This is a genomic window from Klebsiella sp. RHBSTW-00484, from assembly GCF_013705725.1.
Classification (GTDB): Bacteria; Pseudomonadota; Gammaproteobacteria; order Enterobacterales; family Enterobacteriaceae; genus Klebsiella.
Map to the genome: position 1 here is coordinate 2,382,934 of NZ_CP055481.1, position 17,128 is coordinate 2,400,061.

16 protein-coding genes are annotated in these 17,128 nt (G+C 52.8%); 10 read left to right on the forward strand and 6 right to left on the reverse strand.

Translation table 11 applies throughout. The features are described from left to right. On the reverse strand, positions 1-504 hold the full coding sequence (locus HV213_RS11340) for a non-heme ferritin-like protein (protein ID WP_181485762.1): 504 nt from the start codon (positions 502-504) through the stop codon (positions 1-3). 546 nt (positions 505-1,050) lie between these two features. On the opposite strand from HV213_RS11340, the gene HV213_RS11345 reads away from it, so the two are divergent. The 6 genes from HV213_RS11345 (at position 1,051) to otsA (ending at position 7,832) form a co-directional block, all read left to right on the forward strand. Beyond that, positions 1,051-1,608 (forward strand): DJ-1/PfpI family protein, encoded by a 558-nt coding sequence (locus HV213_RS11345; protein WP_181485763.1) that lies wholly within the window; start codon positions 1,051-1,053, stop codon positions 1,606-1,608. Between the two features lie 308 nt (positions 1,609-1,916). After that, entirely contained in the window at positions 1,917-2,897 is a 981-nt protein-coding gene (locus HV213_RS11350) for an arabinose ABC transporter substrate-binding protein (protein WP_110274333.1), read from the forward strand. A 62-nt stretch (positions 2,898-2,959) separates the two neighbouring features. Beyond that, positions 2,960-4,474 (forward strand): L-arabinose ABC transporter ATP-binding protein AraG, encoded by a 1,515-nt coding sequence (gene araG, locus HV213_RS11355; RefSeq protein ID WP_181485764.1) that lies wholly within the window; start codon positions 2,960-2,962, stop codon positions 4,472-4,474. Positions 4,475-4,488: 14 nt separating this feature from the next. Continuing rightward, the gene (gene araH, locus HV213_RS11360; RefSeq protein WP_181486392.1) at positions 4,489-5,469 is read left to right on the forward strand and encodes an L-arabinose ABC transporter permease AraH; all 981 of its coding nucleotides are present in this window, start codon (positions 4,489-4,491) and stop codon (positions 5,467-5,469) included. A gap of 160 nt (positions 5,470-5,629) precedes the next feature. Further along, entirely contained in the window at positions 5,630-6,433 is an 804-nt protein-coding gene (otsB, locus tag HV213_RS11365; RefSeq protein WP_181485765.1) for a trehalose-phosphatase, read from the forward strand. After that, positions 6,408-7,832 carry an alpha,alpha-trehalose-phosphate synthase gene (gene otsA / locus HV213_RS11370; protein ID WP_181485766.1) on the forward strand — a complete coding sequence of 475 codons (1,425 nt, stop codon included), beginning with the start codon at positions 6,408-6,410 and terminating at the stop codon, positions 7,830-7,832. The genes otsB and otsA overlap by 26 nt, the downstream gene beginning before the upstream one ends. Before the next feature lie 28 nt (positions 7,833-7,860). Here the strand turns inward: otsA and uspC are convergent, their stop codons facing one another. After that, a complete protein-coding gene (gene uspC / locus HV213_RS11375; protein WP_181485767.1) occupies positions 7,861-8,289 on the reverse strand; it encodes a universal stress protein UspC in 429 nt (142 codons plus the stop codon). A 352-nt stretch (positions 8,290-8,641) separates the two neighbouring features. On the opposite strand from uspC, the gene HV213_RS11380 reads away from it, so the two are divergent. Both HV213_RS11380 and bglB read left to right on the forward strand, forming a co-directional pair. Beyond that, positions 8,642-10,225 (forward strand): MFS transporter, encoded by a 1,584-nt coding sequence (locus HV213_RS11380; protein ID WP_181485768.1) that lies wholly within the window; start codon positions 8,642-8,644, stop codon positions 10,223-10,225. A 4-nt stretch (positions 10,226-10,229) separates the two neighbouring features. Further along, positions 10,230-11,369, forward strand: a complete 1,140-nt coding sequence (gene bglB / locus HV213_RS11385) for a beta-galactosidase BglB (RefSeq protein ID WP_181485769.1) — start codon at positions 10,230-10,232, stop codon at positions 11,367-11,369. A gap of 81 nt (positions 11,370-11,450) precedes the next feature. Here bglB and argS read toward each other — a convergent pair whose 3' ends face one another. After that, the gene (gene argS, locus HV213_RS11390) at positions 11,451-13,184 is read right to left on the reverse strand and encodes an arginine--tRNA ligase (protein ID WP_181485770.1); all 1,734 of its coding nucleotides are present in this window, start codon (positions 13,182-13,184) and stop codon (positions 11,451-11,453) included. 230 nt (positions 13,185-13,414) lie between these two features. Here argS and HV213_RS11395 point away from each other — a divergent pair, with 230 nt between their 5' ends. Both HV213_RS11395 and cutC read left to right on the forward strand, forming a co-directional pair. Beyond that, entirely contained in the window at positions 13,415-13,984 is a 570-nt protein-coding gene (locus tag HV213_RS11395; protein WP_181485771.1) for a VOC family protein, read from the forward strand. Between the two features lie 76 nt (positions 13,985-14,060). Then, the gene (gene cutC, locus HV213_RS11400; RefSeq protein ID WP_181485772.1) at positions 14,061-14,804 is read left to right on the forward strand and encodes a copper homeostasis protein CutC; all 744 of its coding nucleotides are present in this window, start codon (positions 14,061-14,063) and stop codon (positions 14,802-14,804) included. Between the two features lie 97 nt (positions 14,805-14,901). Here cutC and cmoB read toward each other — a convergent pair whose 3' ends face one another. From cmoB to HV213_RS11415, 3 genes are read right to left on the reverse strand one after another with little or no spacing between them, the layout of a single operon-like run. Further along, positions 14,902-15,921, reverse strand: a complete 1,020-nt coding sequence (gene cmoB / locus HV213_RS11405; RefSeq protein WP_181485773.1) for a tRNA 5-methoxyuridine(34)/uridine 5-oxyacetic acid(34) synthase CmoB — start codon at positions 15,919-15,921, stop codon at positions 14,902-14,904. After that, on the reverse strand, positions 15,918-16,661 hold the full coding sequence (gene cmoA / locus HV213_RS11410; protein ID WP_181485774.1) for a carboxy-S-adenosyl-L-methionine synthase CmoA: 744 nt from the start codon (positions 16,659-16,661) through the stop codon (positions 15,918-15,920). The genes cmoB and cmoA overlap by 4 nt, the downstream gene beginning before the upstream one ends. 39 nt (positions 16,662-16,700) lie before the next feature. Continuing rightward, on the reverse strand, positions 16,701-17,096 hold the full coding sequence (locus tag HV213_RS11415) for an MAPEG family protein (RefSeq protein ID WP_110274320.1): 396 nt from the start codon (positions 17,094-17,096) through the stop codon (positions 16,701-16,703). Positions 17,097-17,128 lie beyond the last annotated feature (32 nt).

Genomic DNA, 17,128 nt, shown 5'->3' on the forward strand with positions numbered 1-17,128 from the left:
TTAATTATGTTGGTTGCTGACCAGATCTAACAAACGAAGGTCGGTTTGTTGCACGCACGTTCCATCCTTATCCGCATTGCGCACTTCATCGAGAATGGTTTCCAGCAGGATGCCGTCCTGGCGCTGTTCTTTTTCCAGCAGTGTTAAAAAACGCCAGGTGGCATCGTCGCTTTGCGCTTTAGCTTCTTCCGTCAGGTCGTTCAATATGCTGCTGCGTTGCTGATAATCAGCAACGGTGGTAGCAAAAAGATCTTCGAGGGAAGCACACTCTGGTTGGCTGGAACCTTCAGATTTCACCACCGGCACGGCGCCGGTTTTTTTCATAAAATCAAAAACCCGCATCATCTGGGTTACCCTGGATTGTGCCCTGCTGCGCAAAAACGTTGCGGTACCGTTTAACCGCTGCTGAGTACACCACTCACTTAAATGTAGATATAAGTTTGAAGCATGGAATTCAAGATTCATTTGGTTATTCAGTTTCTTAACCATTCCTGGGACGATCATAAAAATATCCTTATTAACCTGTAAAGGAGTCCTGGCTACATCCTGAATCATCTTCCTTAGAGAGTCTTAATTCGGGACGCATGACGTGCGGGTAAAGTACCAGAATAATAATTATCTGTACTTCAAATATATGAGGGGTAATTAAATTGCGATTACCGATGAATCTAGAATAGCGCCACTTGATGATTAAGGAAACTCTCATGTGGTGTTATTTACGTTTCGTTACACCATTCGTAATTAACTTTATTTAAGTATGTTTATGTAATGGTAACTATTTTTATCAAATCGATTTTGTTTTTATCTGTATGATTTTAATTGATATTTTTTTGTTGTTGGTTTGCAGTAGTTCTAAGTAATGATGTGAAATTACATTTCATTTATATTGGATTGTGGTTTTGTTTATGTGTTAATCTGTTCTTCGTAAAAGATGTAAATTGCGTTAGATCATGTTTTTTGTGATTTTAGAAACAAGATATAACGATAATTTAAAAAAATATTGCTTTTGTAAACACACGATTGTTATTTGGCTATCTGAAGGAGTCAGAAATGAAAAAAGTCGCGGTGCTGTTGGCACCCGGTTTCGAGGAAGGTGAGGCGATTGTGATTATTGATATTCTCCGTCGCTTGCATATCAATGTAGAGCTGCTGTCCTGCGCCGAGTCGCGTGCGGTGGTGAGCTATCACGATATTCCGATGGTCGCGGACAGCACGTTAACGGAACGAGCGCAGACGCTTTATGACGCGGTAGTTCTGCCTGGCGGCCCGCAGGGAAGCGTGAATCTTGCCGCCAGCCAGGAAGTGGTGGCGTTTATTGCGGCTCACGACGCAGCCGGAAAGCTGATTTGCCCAATTTGCTCGGCGGCGGCGCGGGTATTGGGTGGCAATGGTTTGCTGAAGGGGCGTCGCTATGTCTGCTCCGGGGATCTCTGGCAGAACGTGAGCGGGGGAGAATACGTTGATGCGCCGGTAGTGGAAGACGGCAACCTGATCAGCGGTAAAGGCTTTGGTTACGTTTTTGATTTCTCTTTCACCATTGCGGCACGCTTGTTGGGCGATGAAGCACCCGTGCGCAATCATGCCGAGCATATTTATTGCCGCTGGTGATGGAGAATCTGAATCTATACCCTAAACAAGGATAAGTCTGCTGGTGATATAGATAATATTGCTAATGCGAGCGCTAATTGTCTGACAATTAGCGCTTTTTTTATGTCTTTTTTCGCTGTTTTTATGCACGCAATTACTGTAATTCCGCGATGTGATAGCGCTCTCGTATGGAGAAATAATTTCCGGTTAATACTATTTTAACAACGGCAGCAATGAATCAGGTTTTCCTAATGCCTTGTTTTACGTCTGATTAAAAATTTAAGTCTTATTTTTCCCTACATAAAAGCGAATTAAAGCTGGAGTTTACCATGCACAAATTTACTAAAGCGCTGGCGGCGATTGGTCTTGCCGCAGTTATGTCACAATCAGCTATGGCTGAGACGCTTAAGCTTGGCTTTCTGGTGAAACAGCCCGAAGAACCGTGGTTTCAAACTGAGTGGAAATTTGCCGATAAGGCCGGTAAAGATTTAGGTTTTGATGTGATTAAAATTGCCGTACCTGACGGCGAGAAAACCCTGAATGCTATTGATAGCCTGGCAGCCAGCGGAGCTAAAGGTTTCGTTATCTGCACTCCGGACCCGAAACTAGGGGCCGCTATTGTCGCCAAAGCGCGCGGCTATGATATGAAAGTGATCACCGTCGACGACCAGCTCGTTAACGCCAAAGGCAAACCAATGGACAGCGTTCCGCTGGTGATGATGGCTGCCAGCGAAATCGGTGCCCGTCAGGGGCAGGAGCTGTACAAAGAGATGCAGAAACGCGGGTGGGACGTGAAAGATACCGCGGTCATGGCGATCACCTCTGATGAACTGGACACTGCCCGTCGCCGCACCACCGGCTCGATGGATGCGCTGAAAGCCGCTGGCTTCCCGGAAAATCAGATCTATCGCGTGCCAACCAAATCTAACGATATCCCCGGCGCGTTCGATGCTGGTAACTCCATGTTGGTTCAACATCCGCAGGTTAAACATTGGTTAATTGTCGGCATGAACGACAACACTGTACTGGGTGGCGTGCGTGCGACCGAAGGCCAGAGTTTTAAAGCCGCTGACGTCATCGGTATCGGCATTAACGGCGTGGATGCAGTCAATGAACTCTCCAAAGCGCAGGCCACCGGTTTCTATGGTTCTCTGCTGCCGAGCCCGGACATTCACGGTTATAAAACCAGCGAAATGCTCTACAACTGGGTGACGAAGGACGTTGAACCGCCGAAATTCACTGCGGTTACCGACGTGGTGCTGATTACCCGCGACAACTTTAAAGAAGAGCTGGCGAAAAAAGGGCTGTAAGGCCTGGTTGACAGGGCCTCTCGTATTAAGCGGGAGGCTCAGTCCAGAAAAGCGGAGTCGTTATGCAACAGTCTACCCCTTATCTCTCATTCCACGGCATCACCATGACTTTCCCGGGCGTTAAAGCGCTGTCCGATATTAGCTTTGACTGCTATGCCGGACAGGTTCACGCCCTGATGGGAGAAAACGGCGCCGGGAAATCTACGCTGCTGAAAGTGCTCAGCGGCAACTACATACCGACGGCCGGCAGCCTGCAAATCAGCGGCCAGCAGATGGCGTTTAACCACACCACCGAAGCCTTGAATGCCGGAGTGGCAATTATTTATCAGGAACTGCATCTGATCCCGGAAATGACCGTGGCGGAAAATATCTACCTCGGACAGCTTCCACACAAGGGCGGGATCGTTAACCGCTCGCTACTTAATTATGAAGCCCGCTTACAGCTTGAGCATCTGGGACTCGATATCGATCCGGAAACACCACTCAAATATCTCTCTATCGGTCAGTGGCAAATGGTGGAGATTGCTAAAGCGCTGGCGCGTAACGCCAAAATCATCGCCTTTGATGAGCCAACCAGCTCCCTGTCTGCGCGGGAAATCGAAAACCTGTTCCGGGTTATTCGCGAACTGCGCGAGGAGGGGAGGGTCATTATTTATGTCTCTCACCGTATGGAAGAGATTTTTGCATTAAGTGATGCCATTACCGTGTTCAAAGATGGTCGCTACGTGCGCACATTTGACAATATGCAAGAGGTTAACCACGACGCGCTGGTGCAGGCGATGGTGGGCCGTGAGCTGGGCGATATTTACGGCTGGCAACCGCGTGAATACGGCAACGAACGCTTGCGTCTGGAGCAGGTGAAGGCACCGGGCGTGCGTCAACCTATCAGCCTGTCGGTGCGCAGCGGTGAAATCGTTGGCCTGTTCGGGCTGGTTGGGGCCGGGCGCAGCGAGCTGATGAAAGGCTTATTTGGCGGCAGCAGGATAACCAGTGGCCAGGTCTACATTGACGGCCACGCTATCGACATCCGCAAACCCGCGCAGGCGATTCAGGCTGGAATGATGCTCTGCCCGGAAGACCGCAAAGCCGAAGGGATTATTCCGGTTCACTCGGTGCGCGACAACATCAATATCAGCGCACGTCGTAAGCATATTCTGGCAGGCTGCGTGATTAACAACGCCTGGGAAGCGGAAAACGCTGACCAGCATATCAAATCGCTCAACATCAAAACGCCGGGCCCGGAGCAGCTGATTATGAATCTCTCTGGCGGCAATCAGCAGAAAGCCATTCTTGGCCGTTGGTTATCGGAAGAGATGAAAGTGATCCTGCTCGATGAGCCGACGCGCGGCATTGATGTCGGCGCTAAGCATGAAATTTACAACGTTATTTACGCATTAGCGGCATCAGGCGTCGCGGTGGTCTTTGCCTCCAGCGATTTACCCGAAGTTCTCGGCGTCGCGGACCGTATCGTGGTGATGCGTGAGGGCGAAATCGCCGGTGAATTGTTGCATGAACATGCGAATGAACAGCAGGCATTGAGCCTTGCGATGCCCAAAGTGAGCCAGGCGGTCGCCTGAGTAAGGAGTTTATGATGTCATCAGTTACCTCTTCAGGTACTTCCCGGTCGGCTTTCAGCTTCTCCCGCATCTGGGATCAGTTTGGCATGCTGGTTGTTTTCGCCGTGCTGTTTATCGGCTGCGTGATTTTTGTGCCCAATTTTGCCTCATTTATCAATATGAAAGGTCTGGGGCTGGCTATCTCGATGTCCGGGATGGTGGCCTGTGGGATGCTATTTTGCCTGGCATCCGGTGACTTTGACCTGTCGGTTGCTTCGGTTATCGCCTGTGCGGGGGTCACCACGGCGGTGGTGATTAACCTGACCGAAAGCATGTGGATTGGCATTACGGCTGGCCTGCTGCTGGGCGCGTTGAGCGGCCTGGTGAACGGTTTTGTCATTGCCCGCTTAAAGATCAACGCCCTGATCACCACGCTTGCGACGATGCAGATCGTCCGTGGGCTGGCCTATATTATTTCTGACGGTAAAGCGGTCGGGATTGAGGATGAGCGTTTCTTTGCTCTGGGCTATGCCAACTGGTTTGGTCTGCCAGCGCCAATCTGGCTAACGATTGGCTGCCTGATTATCTTTGGCCTGCTGTTGAATAAAACCACCTTTGGCCGTAATACCCTGGCGATTGGTGGTAACGAAGAAGCTGCGCGTCTGGCAGGCGTCCCGGTGGTGCGGACCAAGATTATCATTTTCGTCCTCTCCGGCCTGGTTTCCGCAGCGGCAGGGATTATTCTGGCCTCGCGTATGACCAGCGGTCAGCCGATGACCTCGATTGGCTATGAGCTGATTGTGATTTCGGCCTGCGTGCTGGGCGGCGTGTCGTTAAAAGGCGGGATTGGTAAGATTTCCTACGTGGTTGCCGGGATCCTGATCCTCGGGACCGTGGAAAATGCCATGAATCTGCTGAACATCTCGCCGTTCTCGCAATATGTGGTGCGCGGCGTGATTCTGCTGGCGGCGGTAATCTTTGACCGCTACAAACAAAAAGCGAAACGTACGGTTTGATTATCCCCAACCTTTCAGTTTAATCCTAAACCATTGCCAGCGCCCGCTGTGCTGGCAATGACTATCAAAAATGGCGAGGCTGGTCACACTGTCTATACTTACATGGCTAACATTTAGTTAACACCCAGCATTGTGCTGGCCATGATAAGGAGGAACCAGGGTGGCTGACCAGATTTCCGTACCGCCTGCGTTAACCGGAAACTACGCTTTTTTCTTTGACCTCGACGGCACGCTTGCCGGTATCAAACCCCATCCCGATCAGGTGGTTATTCCTGCTGATGTTCTACAAACGCTGCGCCAGCTTGTGCTGCAGCAAAATGGAGCGGTGGCATTGATTTCAGGGCGCTCAATGGCTGAGCTCGATGAGCTTACCCATCCTTTCCGACTGCCGCTTGCCGGCGTTCACGGGGCTGAGCGCCGTGACATCAATGGTGAAACACATATCGTCACTCTGCCAGACTCACTCATCAAGACCCTTTCAACACAGCTGACAGCGGCGATGGCTGCGCTACCAGGTTGCGAGCTGGAAAGTAAGGGGATGGCTTTCGCGCTGCACTATCGCCAGGCGCCGCAGCAGCAAAGCGCGGTGCTAGCGCTGGCGCAAGAAATCGTGCAGCGCCATCCTATTTTGGCGCTGCAGCCAGGTAAATGCGTGGTGGAGATCAAACCGCGCGGAGTGAATAAGGGCGAGGCGATTGCCGCTTTTATGCAGGAAGCGCCATTCAAGGGACGTAAACCGGTATTCGTCGGTGATGACTTAACCGATGAAGCGGGTTTTGGCGTCGTCAATCAATTGGGTGGCGTATCGGTCAAAGTGGCGGGTGGCGAAACGCAGGCGCGCTGGCGCTTGCCGGACGTGGCCGCAGTACATCTTTGGATAAATAACATCGCGAATAATGGGCAACAACCAGACGCGCTAACCGACAGGAGAGATGGCTATGGGTCGCTTAGTCGTAGTATCTAATCGTATTGCCCCGCCGGATGACAAAAAGGCCAGCGCCGGTGGCCTGGCCGTGGGGATTATGGGGGCGTTAAAAGCAGCTGGAGGATTGTGGTTCGGCTGGAGTGGGGAAATCGGTGACGACCAGCAGCCGCTGAAAAAGGTGACTCAGGGGAATATTACCTGGGCCTCTTTCAACCTTAGCGAGCAGGATCACGACGAATATTACAATCGTTTTTCCAATGCCGTATTGTGGCCCGCGTTTCACTATCGCCTTGATTTAGTGAATTTTCAGCGCGAGGCCTGGGAAGGGTATCAGCGGGTGAATTCCACGCTGGCTGATAAGCTGCTGCCGCTAATTGAACCTGACGACATTGTCTGGATCCATGATTATCACTTACTGCCATTGGCCAGTGAACTGCGTCAGCGCGGGGTAAATAATCGCATTGGCTTCTTTTTACATATCCCGTTTCCGACGCCCGAAATTTTTAATGCATTGCCGCCGCATGCTGAACTGCTTGAGGGACTTTGCGATTACGACCTGCTGGGATTCCAGACAGAGAGTGACCGGCTGGCGTTTCTCGACAGCGTATCAATGCAGACCCGCGTGACGACACGCGGTGGGAAAAAGCATCTCGCGTGGGGCAAGCCTTTCCACACAGAAGTTTATCCGATAGGCATCGATCCCGATGAAATTGCGCGCAGCGCAAAAGGGCCGTTACCGCCAAAACTGGCGCAACTGAAAAGCGAACTTAAGGGCGTACAAAATATCTTTTCCGTTGAACGGCTGGACTATTCGAAAGGTTTACCGGAACGTTTTCTGGCCTATGAGGCGCTGCTGGAGAACTATCCGCAGCATCACGGCAAGATTCGCTATACCCAAATTGCGCCGACTTCGCGCGGTGATGTTCAGGCCTATCAGGATATTCGTCATCAGTTGGAAACCGCAGCCGGACGGATTAACGGTCAGTATGGTCAGTTGGGCTGGACGCCGCTCTATTACCTGAACCAGCATTTTGAACGCAAGCTGTTGATGAAAATCTTCCGCTATTCAGACGTTGGCCTGGTCACGCCGCTGCGCGATGGCATGAATCTGGTGGCGAAAGAGTATGTGGCCGCCCAGGATCCGCAAAACCCGGGCGTGCTGGTGTTGTCGCAGTTTGCCGGCGCGGCGAATGAACTGCCTACAGCGTTAATCGTCAATCCTTACGATCGTGATGAGGTCGCTGCCGCGCTGGACCGGGCATTAACCATGCCGCTGGCAGAACGCATCACGCGCCATTCGGCTATGTTAGCGGTGATTAAAGAGAACGATATTCACCACTGGCAGGCGCGGTTTATTGCTGATCTAAAGCAGATTGAGCCAAGGAGCGAGGAGAGTCACTTAGAACGCAAGGTGGCGACCTTCCCCAAACTCGCCTAGAGGCTGAGCGGCTGGCGCTTCCCCGGCGCTAGCCCTTTTCAAGACAAACCAGCAGCACGTCAACGCCGCTGCTGCCGACGATATCCTTCGCTGAGCAGGTAGCGCGCGAAAACAGGCTTTGATTATGGTTACCGCAAATCACCAGGTCAACGCGATGCTGCTGGCAGAAATCCTTCACGTGATGACCTAACCCGCCGCTGGCGATAATCGTCTTCTCGATAGGATAATCGGCGTGGCGGACGAGTTCGGCCAGAAAACCGCGCGTCTCTTCCTGCATTATTTCCCGTAAGTTTTCCATCATCGGCGCTGCAAACTGGTTATACAGCTCCGGGTCCGTCGCCAGCGTGATCAGGCTAACTTTGGCATTGACCGGACGGGCGATAGAAACGGCTTTCTGAATTAGCACCCGGCTTTCCGGGGTCGGCGCAACGGCGACTAGCAGATGTGAGTAGGGCATCAAGCCTCCTTGAAATACGCAAAATAACCCTTTTCTATTGTCTTTACTCCGATTCCTTAGCTTTCGCAAGGTTTATCAGCAGCGGAAAAAAAGAGCTATGTTTCATCTGCAAAAGAACTATTTCTCATTAATGGTCCGATCTTTTGTATTAAAAGAAACATTGTTTTATAAATAGGTGAGGCATGTCCCTCTACTCTTTGTATTTTTGCCATCGAACGCTTTTGGCTGGCAAAAATGAAAAGGTAACGCCGTTTCCATGCTCTTACTGTAGTCCTATATCAACTCCATTTTTGGCTGAAGTCGCTAAAAGGATTGTCGGAGTTCTCTAAAAAAAGACACAGGATTTACGGCGATGAAAACACGTAAAATCGGTTTGGTTAACTACCTTGCCTACGGATCGGGCGATTTCCTCGGTGCGGGGACCACAGCACTGACTGCAGCATGGCTGCTCTACTTCTACACCACCTTTTGCGGCCTTTCCCCGATTGAGGCGACGCTTATCTTTGCCACTGCCAGGGTTCTGGATGCGGTGATCAGTCCGCTGATGGGCTTCCTGACGGATAACTTCGGTTCGACCTGGCTGGGTAAACGTTTTGGCAGACGTAAGTTCTTTATCCTGCTGGGTATCCCGCTCGTCTTTAGCTACTCCATTATGTGGGTAGGGGACATGGGCTTCTGGTACTACCTGCTGACTTATCTGCTGTTTGATATTGTCTACACCATGATTCTGGTGCCGTATGAAACGTTGGTGCCGGAGATGACCGATGACTTTAAACAGAAAACCAAATTCTCCGGCGCGCGTATTTCGATGGCGCAGATGTCGGCGATTCTGGCTTCCTTCCTGCCGGGCGTCCTGCTGACTATCTTCGGTAAGGATAATGCGGTCTCTTTCTTCTATGCGAGCCTGGTGTTCTCGGTACTGTGCGCAATGATGCTGACCTTTGTCTGGTTCTTTACCTGGGAGCGCCCGCGAGAAGAGTGGACGGAAGCGGCACTACGGGCAGAAGAGGAGAAGCAAAACCTGACCCTGTCCCAGAGCCTTAACCGCCTGTTTATTGAGTTAAGCTCCACCTTGCGGATTAAGATTTTCCGCCAGCATCTGGGCATGTATCTGGGGGGCTATATCGCTCAGGACGTGTTCAACGCGGTCTTTACCTACTATGTGGTGTTTGTGCTGATGCAGGAAGCCTCTATGGCCTCTAACCTGCTCGGCACCATGGCTATCTTCCAGTTTATCGCGGTTATCGCCATGATCCCGCTGTGCATCCGCTTCGGACCTGCCCCATCGTACCGGATGGTGGTGGTGCTGTTTGGTCTGAGCTCGCTCTCCTACGCGGTGCTGTATTACGCCGGGCTCAGCGATGTTTACTCGCTGCTGCTGCTCATTTCCGCAGTTGCAGGCCTGGGACGCGGCGGTATCAACTATGTACCATGGAATACCTACACCTATATTGCTGACGTGGATGAAGTGATTACCGGACAGCGCCGTGAAGGGATCTTTGCCGGGATCATGACGCTAACCCGTAAAGCCTCCCAGGCGGGCGCGGTGATGCTGGTGGGGATCATTATGCAGATGTCCGGTTTTGTCTCCGGACAGAAAACCCAGCCTTATGAAGTCAGCCACACAATCCTGATGATCCTCAGCGTGGGGACATTAGTGGTGCTGGCCTGCGGTTTTCTTGTCTCTCTGCGTTTTAAGCTCAACCTGCAAACCCACAGCGTTCTGCGTACTGAAACGCTCAAAATGCGCGAGTCCGGTCGTGCGCAGCCGGAAATGGCGACCGCTCAGGATCGTGAAGTGGTGGAGATGCTGGCCGGGATGCCGTACGAATCCCTGTGGGGCAACAACAATATCGGTTACCTGAACCGCAATAAACCTGCCGCGCCGCCGTTGAAGCAACGTTCAGAATTGAATTCGACATATAACAGAGGTTAAGGATATGAAGGTTTGGCCTGTCAAACATAGCCCATTACTGCGTCAGCCAGAGCGTTTTATCGCCCGCAATGAACTGCAAGCGCTGATTCAGAAAGTGACCCATAATCTGGTCAATATTCAGGATGAAAGCGGGCAATTTTTACTGCGGCTGGACGATGGGCGCATCATTGACACCAAAGGCTGGAACGGCTGGGAGTGGACCCACGGGGTTGGCCTGTACGGCATCTATCAGTATTACCAGCAGACCGGCGATACAGCGATGCGTGAGATTATCGATAGCTGGTTCACTGAGCGCTTTGCCGAAGGGGCGACCACCAAAAACGTCAATACCATGGCACCGTTTCTGACACTGGCTTATCGCTATGAAGAGACGGGCAATAGCGCATATCTGCCCTGGCTCGATAGCTGGGCGGAGTGGGCGATGCGCGACATGCCGCGTACCGAGTTTGGCGGCATGCAGCACATCACCCTGGCGGAAGAGAATCATCAGCAGATGTGGGACGACACGCTGATGATGACCGTCCTGCCGCTGGCTAAAATCGGCAAACTGCTCAATCGCCCGGAATATGTAGAGGAAGCGGTGTATCAATTCCTGCTGCACGTGCAGAACCTGATGGACCGCGAGACCGGCCTGTGGTTCCACGGCTGGAATTACGAGGGGCAGCATAATTTCGCCAGGGCTCGCTGGGCACGCGGCAATAGCTGGTTGACCATCGTGATCCCGGATTTTCTTGAGCTGGTGGATCTACCTGAAAGCAGCGCCGTTCGCCGTTTTCTGGTGCAGGTGCTGAATGCGCAGATCGCGGCGCTGGCTCGTTGCCAGGACGACAGCGGCCTGTGGCATACGCTGCTTGATGACCCAAACTCCTATCTGGAAGCATCGGCCACCGCCGGTTTTGCCTACGGGATCCTAAAAGCGGTACGCAAGCGCTATGTGAGCCAGGAATATGCAGAAGTGGGGGAGAAAGCGATTCGCGGTATCGTGCAGAATATCTCTCCTGAAGGGGAATTGCTGCAAACCTCATTCGGTACCGGAATGGGCTCGAATCTCGATTTTTATCGTGAAATTCCGCTCACGTCGATGCCGTATGGCCAGGCGATGGCGATCCTGTGTTTGACGGAGTATCTGCGGAAGTATTTTTGAGATGGGGAAAGTAAACGTAGGCCGGGTAAGGCGTTAGCCGCCACCCGGCAAACCCGGCGCTTGCCGGGTTTTTCCTGCAAATTACATACGCTCTACGGTCTCAATACCCAGCGTATCCAGACCCAGCTTCAGCGTTTTCGCGGTCAGCTGCGCCAGCTTCAGGCGGCTGTTGCGCGTCTCTTCGCTTTCGGCGCTCAGGATCGGGCAGTGCTCGTAGAAACCAGAGAACAGGCCCGCCAGATCGTACAGATAAGAACACATTACATGCGGAGTGCCTTCACGTGCGACAACGGTTAGCGTCTCTTCAAACTGCAGCAGGTGGGCAGCCAGTTGGGCTTCACGGTCTTCGGTGATAATAACCGGAGCCGCCACCAGCGCGCTTTCATCAATATCCGCTTTACGGAATACCGAGAGCACGCGGGTATAAGCATACTGCATGTAAGGCGCGGTGTTGCCCTCAAATGCCAGCATGTTGTCCCAGTCGAAGATATAGTCGGTGGTCCGGTTTTTCGACAGATCGGCGTATTTCACCGCGCCAATCCCGACCGCGTTCGCCAGTTTTTCCAGCTCTTCGGCAGGCATATCCGGGTTTTTCTCGGTCACCAGACGGCGGGCGCGTTCCAGCGCCTCATCCAGCAGGTCGGTGAGCTTCACGGTGCCGCCAGCGCGGGTTTTAAACGGTTTGCCGTCTTTGCCGAGCATCATGCCGAACATGTGGTGCTCCAGCGGCACGGAATCCGGCACATAGCCTGCTTTACGCACGATGGTCCACGCCTGCATCAGGTGCTGGTGCTGGCGTGAATCGATGTAATACAGCACGCGATCGGCATGCAGATTCTCGTAACGGTATTTTGCGCAGGCGATATCGGTGGTGGTGTAGAGGTAGCCGCCATCCTTCTTCTGGATGATGACGCCCATCGGTTCGCCTTCCTTGTTTTTGTACTCATCAAGGAACACCACGGTTGCGCCTTCGCTCTCTACAGCCAGACCTTTGGCTTTCAGGTCAGCAACGATACCCGGCAGCATCGGGTTATACAGGCTTTCACCCATCACGTCGTCACGGGTCAGCGTCACGTTCAGGCGGTTATAGGTTAACTGGTTTTGCGACATAGTAATGTCAACGAGCTTGCGCCACATTTCGCGGAAATACTCATCGCCGCCCTGTAGCTTAACCACGTAGCTACGCGCGCGTTCGGCGAAGGCTTCATCTTCGTCGTAGTGTTTTTTCGCTTCGCGATAGAAACCTTCGAGGTCCGCCAGCGCCATTTCACCGGCGTTTTCCTGCTGCTGTTTTTCCAGATAAGCGATCAGCATACCGAACTGGGTGCCCCAATCGCCAACGTGGTTAGCGCGGATCACTTTATGGCCGAGGAACTCCAGGGTTCGCACTGCGGCATCGCCAATAATGGTCGAGCGCAGGTGACCCACGTGCATCTCTTTCGCCACGTTCGGTGCGGAGTAGTCAACGACCACAGTTTGCGCCTGCGGCTGAGCTATGCCCAGACGCTCTGATTTCAGCGCATTGCTGACGTTTTCTGCCAGGAATAGCGGATCGAGGAAAATATTGATAAAGCCCGGACCGGCGATTTCGACCTTGTTGGCAATGCCGTTCAGGTCAAGATGAGACAGTACCTGCTCTGCAAGTTGTCGCGGCGCCATACCCAGTTTTTTAGCAACGGCCATCACGCCATTGGCCTGATAGTCACCGAACTGGACTTTTGCTGACTGGCGAACCTGAGGTTCGCAATCGGCGGGCGCACCTGCCGCGATCAGGGCGTGGCTGACTTTTTCTGAGAGAAGAGCCTGAATATTCACCGAAATACCTTACGTTTAACACGCCGTGACCCTGACGGGGCGGCGCTGGAATGTGGACAAATAAGAGCGGGAGTATACTGCATTTGCGCCCATGAGTCAGCACCGCGCATAGGTTGCTAAGCCACGCGCCTAATGAATAACTTTTCACGAGTTATTACTGAATATTGCGGGTTGGTCAGGTTGGGGAAACGCGCTAGATTAGCTCTTTTTAGCGAGTACCGAGGCTTACAATGGCAAACTGGCAGCAAATTGATGAACTGGACGATATTTCTGCGGACCTGCCGCGTTTCACCGAGGCGCTAAATGCGCTTGCTGGCCGGCTTGGTCTCGATATTGCGCCGCATGATGCCGACCATATTTCCCTGCGCTGCCACCAGAATACGACGGCAGAGCGCTGGAGGCGCGGCTTTGAACAATGCGCTACGCTGCTGTCGGAGAATATCATCAACGGTCGCCCGATCTGTTTATTTAAACTGGATGAGCCAATTTGCGTGGCACACTGGCGCTTTAGCATTGTTGAACTGCCGTGGCCGGGCGAAAAACGCTATCCGCATGAGGGCTGGGAGCATGTCGAAATTGTCCTGCCTGGTGAGCCTGAATCGCTGAATTCCCGTGCGCTGGCGCTGCTTTCTGATGAAGGGCTCAGCCAGCCAGGGATTTTTGTCAAAACCAGCTCACCGAAAGGGGAACGCGAGCGACTGCCGAACCCGACGCTGGCGGTGACGGATGGTAAGGTCACTATCAAATTCCATCCGTGGTCGATTGAGCAAATTGTCGCCAGCGAACAATCTGAACGGTGACAGTGTGAAGTGACGCGGCGTCTGAAGCAAAAAATCGTGACATTCTGTCGTGCCTGCGATGTCAACGGAGAGAAGAATGACTTTACTGGAAGTGTGCTGTTACAGCATGGAGTGCGCGCAAGAAGCGCAGCGTAGCGGTGCCGATCGCATTGAGCTTTGCGCCGCGCCGCAGGAAGGCGGCCTGACGCCTTCGCTGGGCGTTCTTAAATCGGTTCGTGATACGGTGACGATCCCCGTTCATCCGATTATTCGTCCGCGCGGCGGTGACTTTTGCTACACCGCAGGCGAGTTTGCGGCGATGCTTGATGATGTCATCGCTGTACGAGAATTAGGGTTTCCCGGGCTGGTGATCGGTATTCTGGATGCTGACGGCCAGATTGATACGACGCGAATGGAAAAAATTATGGCAGCAGCGGGAACCCTTGCAGTCACTTTTCATCGTGCCTTTGATATGTGCTCCGACCCGCGCCAGGCCTGCTCTGAGCTGTCAGATCTCGGCATTAAACGTATCCTGACATCAGGCCAACAGGCGTCTGCCGAAAAAGGAATTTCATTAATCAGGGAACTTATTTCCCGAAGCGATACTCCAATCATTATGGCTGGTGCGGGTGTCCGCGCTGCCAACCTGTCGGTGTTTTTGCAGGCGGGGGTGAAAGAGGTACACAGCTCGGCAGGCCAGTGGTTACCGTCGCCGATGCGCTTTCGCAACCCCGGATTGTCGATGTCTACGGATGCCGATGCTGATGAATACTTACGCTATGCCGTGAATGGCAAAGCGGTAGCGGAAATGAAGCAAATTATTTCCGCACGGAGAGATTAAACCGTTTTTAGCTGCACATCATGTCGCCCAATATGATGATTGCCCGTACCAGGCCCCTGCCCATTAAACAGGGGCCTTTTTTTATCCAAAATCCGCGTTAGCTTATCAGCCTGCTTTTTTCTTTCGCCGCTAACGACTGCTGCGTTTCTGGTTTGCTCGCAATAATCACCGCGCGCAGCGGGGCTGGGTAGCCTTCGAGGGTTTTGCTGCTGTCGTTCGGGTCGAGGAATTCGGCCAGCGATTCGGTGGTCATCCACTCGGTGCGGCGCTGTTCATCGGTTGAGGTCACGCATGCATCAACAATGCGCACGTCGATAAACCCGCACTTCTCCAGCCACATCTTCAGCGCGGCGGCAGACGGGATAAAGTAGACGTTACGCATCTGGGCATAGCGGTCACCCGGGACCAGAACGGTATTTTCGTCCCCTTCAACCACCAGCGTTTCAAGTACCAGCTCACCGCCGGGAACCAGCTGATCTTTTAGCTGCCACAGGTGATCGAGCGGGGAGCGGCGATGGTAGAGCACGCCCATTGAAAATACGGTATCAAAGGCGTTCAGCGCCGGAAGTTGCTCGATGCCCAGCGGCAGCAGATGCGCACGCTGGTCGTTGCCCAGCAGTTTACGTACCGCTTCAAACTGGCAGAGGAACAACTGCGTTGGATCGATGCCGACCGCCAGATGAGCTCCGGCGCCAATCATGCGCCACATGTGGTAGCCACTGCCGCAGCCGACATCAAGAATAGTGCGCCCGGTGAGGTCAGAAAGATGCGGCAACACGCGTTCCCATTTCCAGTCGGAACGCCATTCAGTATCGATGTTCACGCCGTAAAGCGAATAAGGCCCTTTACGCCACGGCATCAAATTCTTCAGCAGGTTTTCAATGCGCAGTCGGTGGCCCTCGCCGAGCGGTTTTTCGCTCTCAGCGGTCACGCTGTGCAGCAGATCCAGGCGGTACGGCGCAAATTCAGGCAGAAATTCAACGGCACGTTCCCACTCACGATATTTGCCGTGCAGCGCTTCGCGTTGCCAGGTCGCAACCTGCGCGGGCAGGGTCTCCAGCCAGTGCGATAGCGGGCTTTTGGCAATCAATTGATAAAAGTTACTGAAATCAATCATACCGCTTCCCCGGATTTTACGGCGATTAACGACCCGAAGTTAAAACACTGGAACCACAGTTCAGCATGTTCGAAACCCGCTTTACGCAGGCGCGCTTTGTGGGTCTCTACGGAATCGGTGAGCATGACGTTTTCCAGCATGCTGCGCTTTTGGCTGATTTCCAGCTCGCTATAGCCGTTGGCGCGTTTAAAGTCGTGATGCATGTTAAACAGCAGCTCGCCGACATTGTTGTCTTCAAAGCTGAATTTCTCCGACAGCACCAATGCGCCGCCCGGATTCAGCCCCTGATAGACCTTATCCAGAATGGCCTGCCGTTCGTTTGGCTCCAGAAACTGAATTGTGAAATTCAGCACCACCATCGAGGCGTTCTCAATAGTGACGTGGCGGATATCGCCTTCAATAACCTCGACTGGCGTCGGTGCTTTATAGGCCTCGATATGACGACGGCAGCGCTCGACCATCGCCGGGGAGTTATCGATAGCAACAATTTTGCATCCAGAATGTGCAATGTTGCGGCGTATAGACAGCGTCGCTGCGCCGAGCGAGCAGCCAAGATCGTAGACCTGGGTGTCTGGCTGAACGAAGCGCTCAGCCAGCATGCCGATCATCGAAATAATATTGGAATAGCCGGGAACAGAACGCTGGATCATATCCGGGAAGACTTCAGCAACCCGTTCATCAAAGGTCCAGTCGCCGAGACTGGCAATCGGCGCGGAAAAAAGCGTATCGCGGTGAGACATAACGTTAAACCCGAAAAATCGAAAACGGCGTATTGTGCGCTAACGGACGGAGAAAACCAACTCCCAGGGCATATACCAGAAGTTAGCCAGCACCATCAGCAACAATGAGCACCAGGTGGCGCTCATGCCGGAACGACGCCAGCGATACAGACGATGATGAAAACCGTAAGAGTGCATCAGGCGTCCGGCAATCAGTAAAATCCCGCAAACGTGAATCATCCAGATTTGCGCACCGTTCATTTCCATAAACAGTAGCAAAATCAGTCCGATGGGGACATATTCGACTGCGTTTCCATGTACGCGGATAGCAACCTGCAGCTCGCTGAAACCGCCGTCGCCGTAGCCGACGCGATATTGTGTTCGCAGGCGGACAACGTCGTAAGAAAACTTAATAAGCAATAACGCACCTAGAACCGCATACAGCGCGCTGACCATACTAAAAACTCCCTTTCATTCCGTCCGGTGGC

Bases quoted from the DNA above. Each gene is read 5' to 3' on its own strand.
- HV213_RS11340 (WP_181485762.1), bottom strand. From the start codon at position 504: ATGATCGTCCCAGGAATGGTTAAGAAACTGAATAACCAAATGAATCTT.
- HV213_RS11345 (WP_181485763.1), top strand. From the start codon at position 1,051: ATGAAAAAAGTCGCGGTGCTGTTGGCACCCGGTTTCGAGGAAGGTGAG.
- HV213_RS11350 (WP_110274333.1), top strand. From the start codon at position 1,917: ATGCACAAATTTACTAAAGCGCTGGCGGCGATTGGTCTTGCCGCAGTT.
- araG (WP_181485764.1), top strand. From the start codon at position 2,960: ATGCAACAGTCTACCCCTTATCTCTCATTCCACGGCATCACCATGACT.
- araH (WP_181486392.1), top strand. From the start codon at position 4,489: ATGTCATCAGTTACCTCTTCAGGTACTTCCCGGTCGGCTTTCAGCTTC.
- otsA (WP_181485766.1), top strand. From the start codon at position 6,408: ATGGGTCGCTTAGTCGTAGTATCTAATCGTATTGCCCCGCCGGATGAC.
- uspC (WP_181485767.1), bottom strand. From the start codon at position 8,289: ATGCCCTACTCACATCTGCTAGTCGCCGTTGCGCCGACCCCGGAAAGC.
- HV213_RS11380 (WP_181485768.1), top strand. From the start codon at position 8,642: ATGAAAACACGTAAAATCGGTTTGGTTAACTACCTTGCCTACGGATCG.
- bglB (WP_181485769.1), top strand. From the start codon at position 10,230: ATGAAGGTTTGGCCTGTCAAACATAGCCCATTACTGCGTCAGCCAGAG.
- HV213_RS11395 (WP_181485771.1), top strand. From the start codon at position 13,415: ATGGCAAACTGGCAGCAAATTGATGAACTGGACGATATTTCTGCGGAC.
- cutC (WP_181485772.1), top strand. From the start codon at position 14,061: ATGACTTTACTGGAAGTGTGCTGTTACAGCATGGAGTGCGCGCAAGAA.
- cmoB (WP_181485773.1), bottom strand. From the start codon at position 15,921: ATGATTGATTTCAGTAACTTTTATCAATTGATTGCCAAAAGCCCGCTA.
- cmoA (WP_181485774.1), bottom strand. From the start codon at position 16,661: ATGTCTCACCGCGATACGCTTTTTTCCGCGCCGATTGCCAGTCTCGGC.
- HV213_RS11415 (WP_110274320.1), bottom strand. From the start codon at position 17,096: ATGGTCAGCGCGCTGTATGCGGTTCTAGGTGCGTTATTGCTTATTAAG.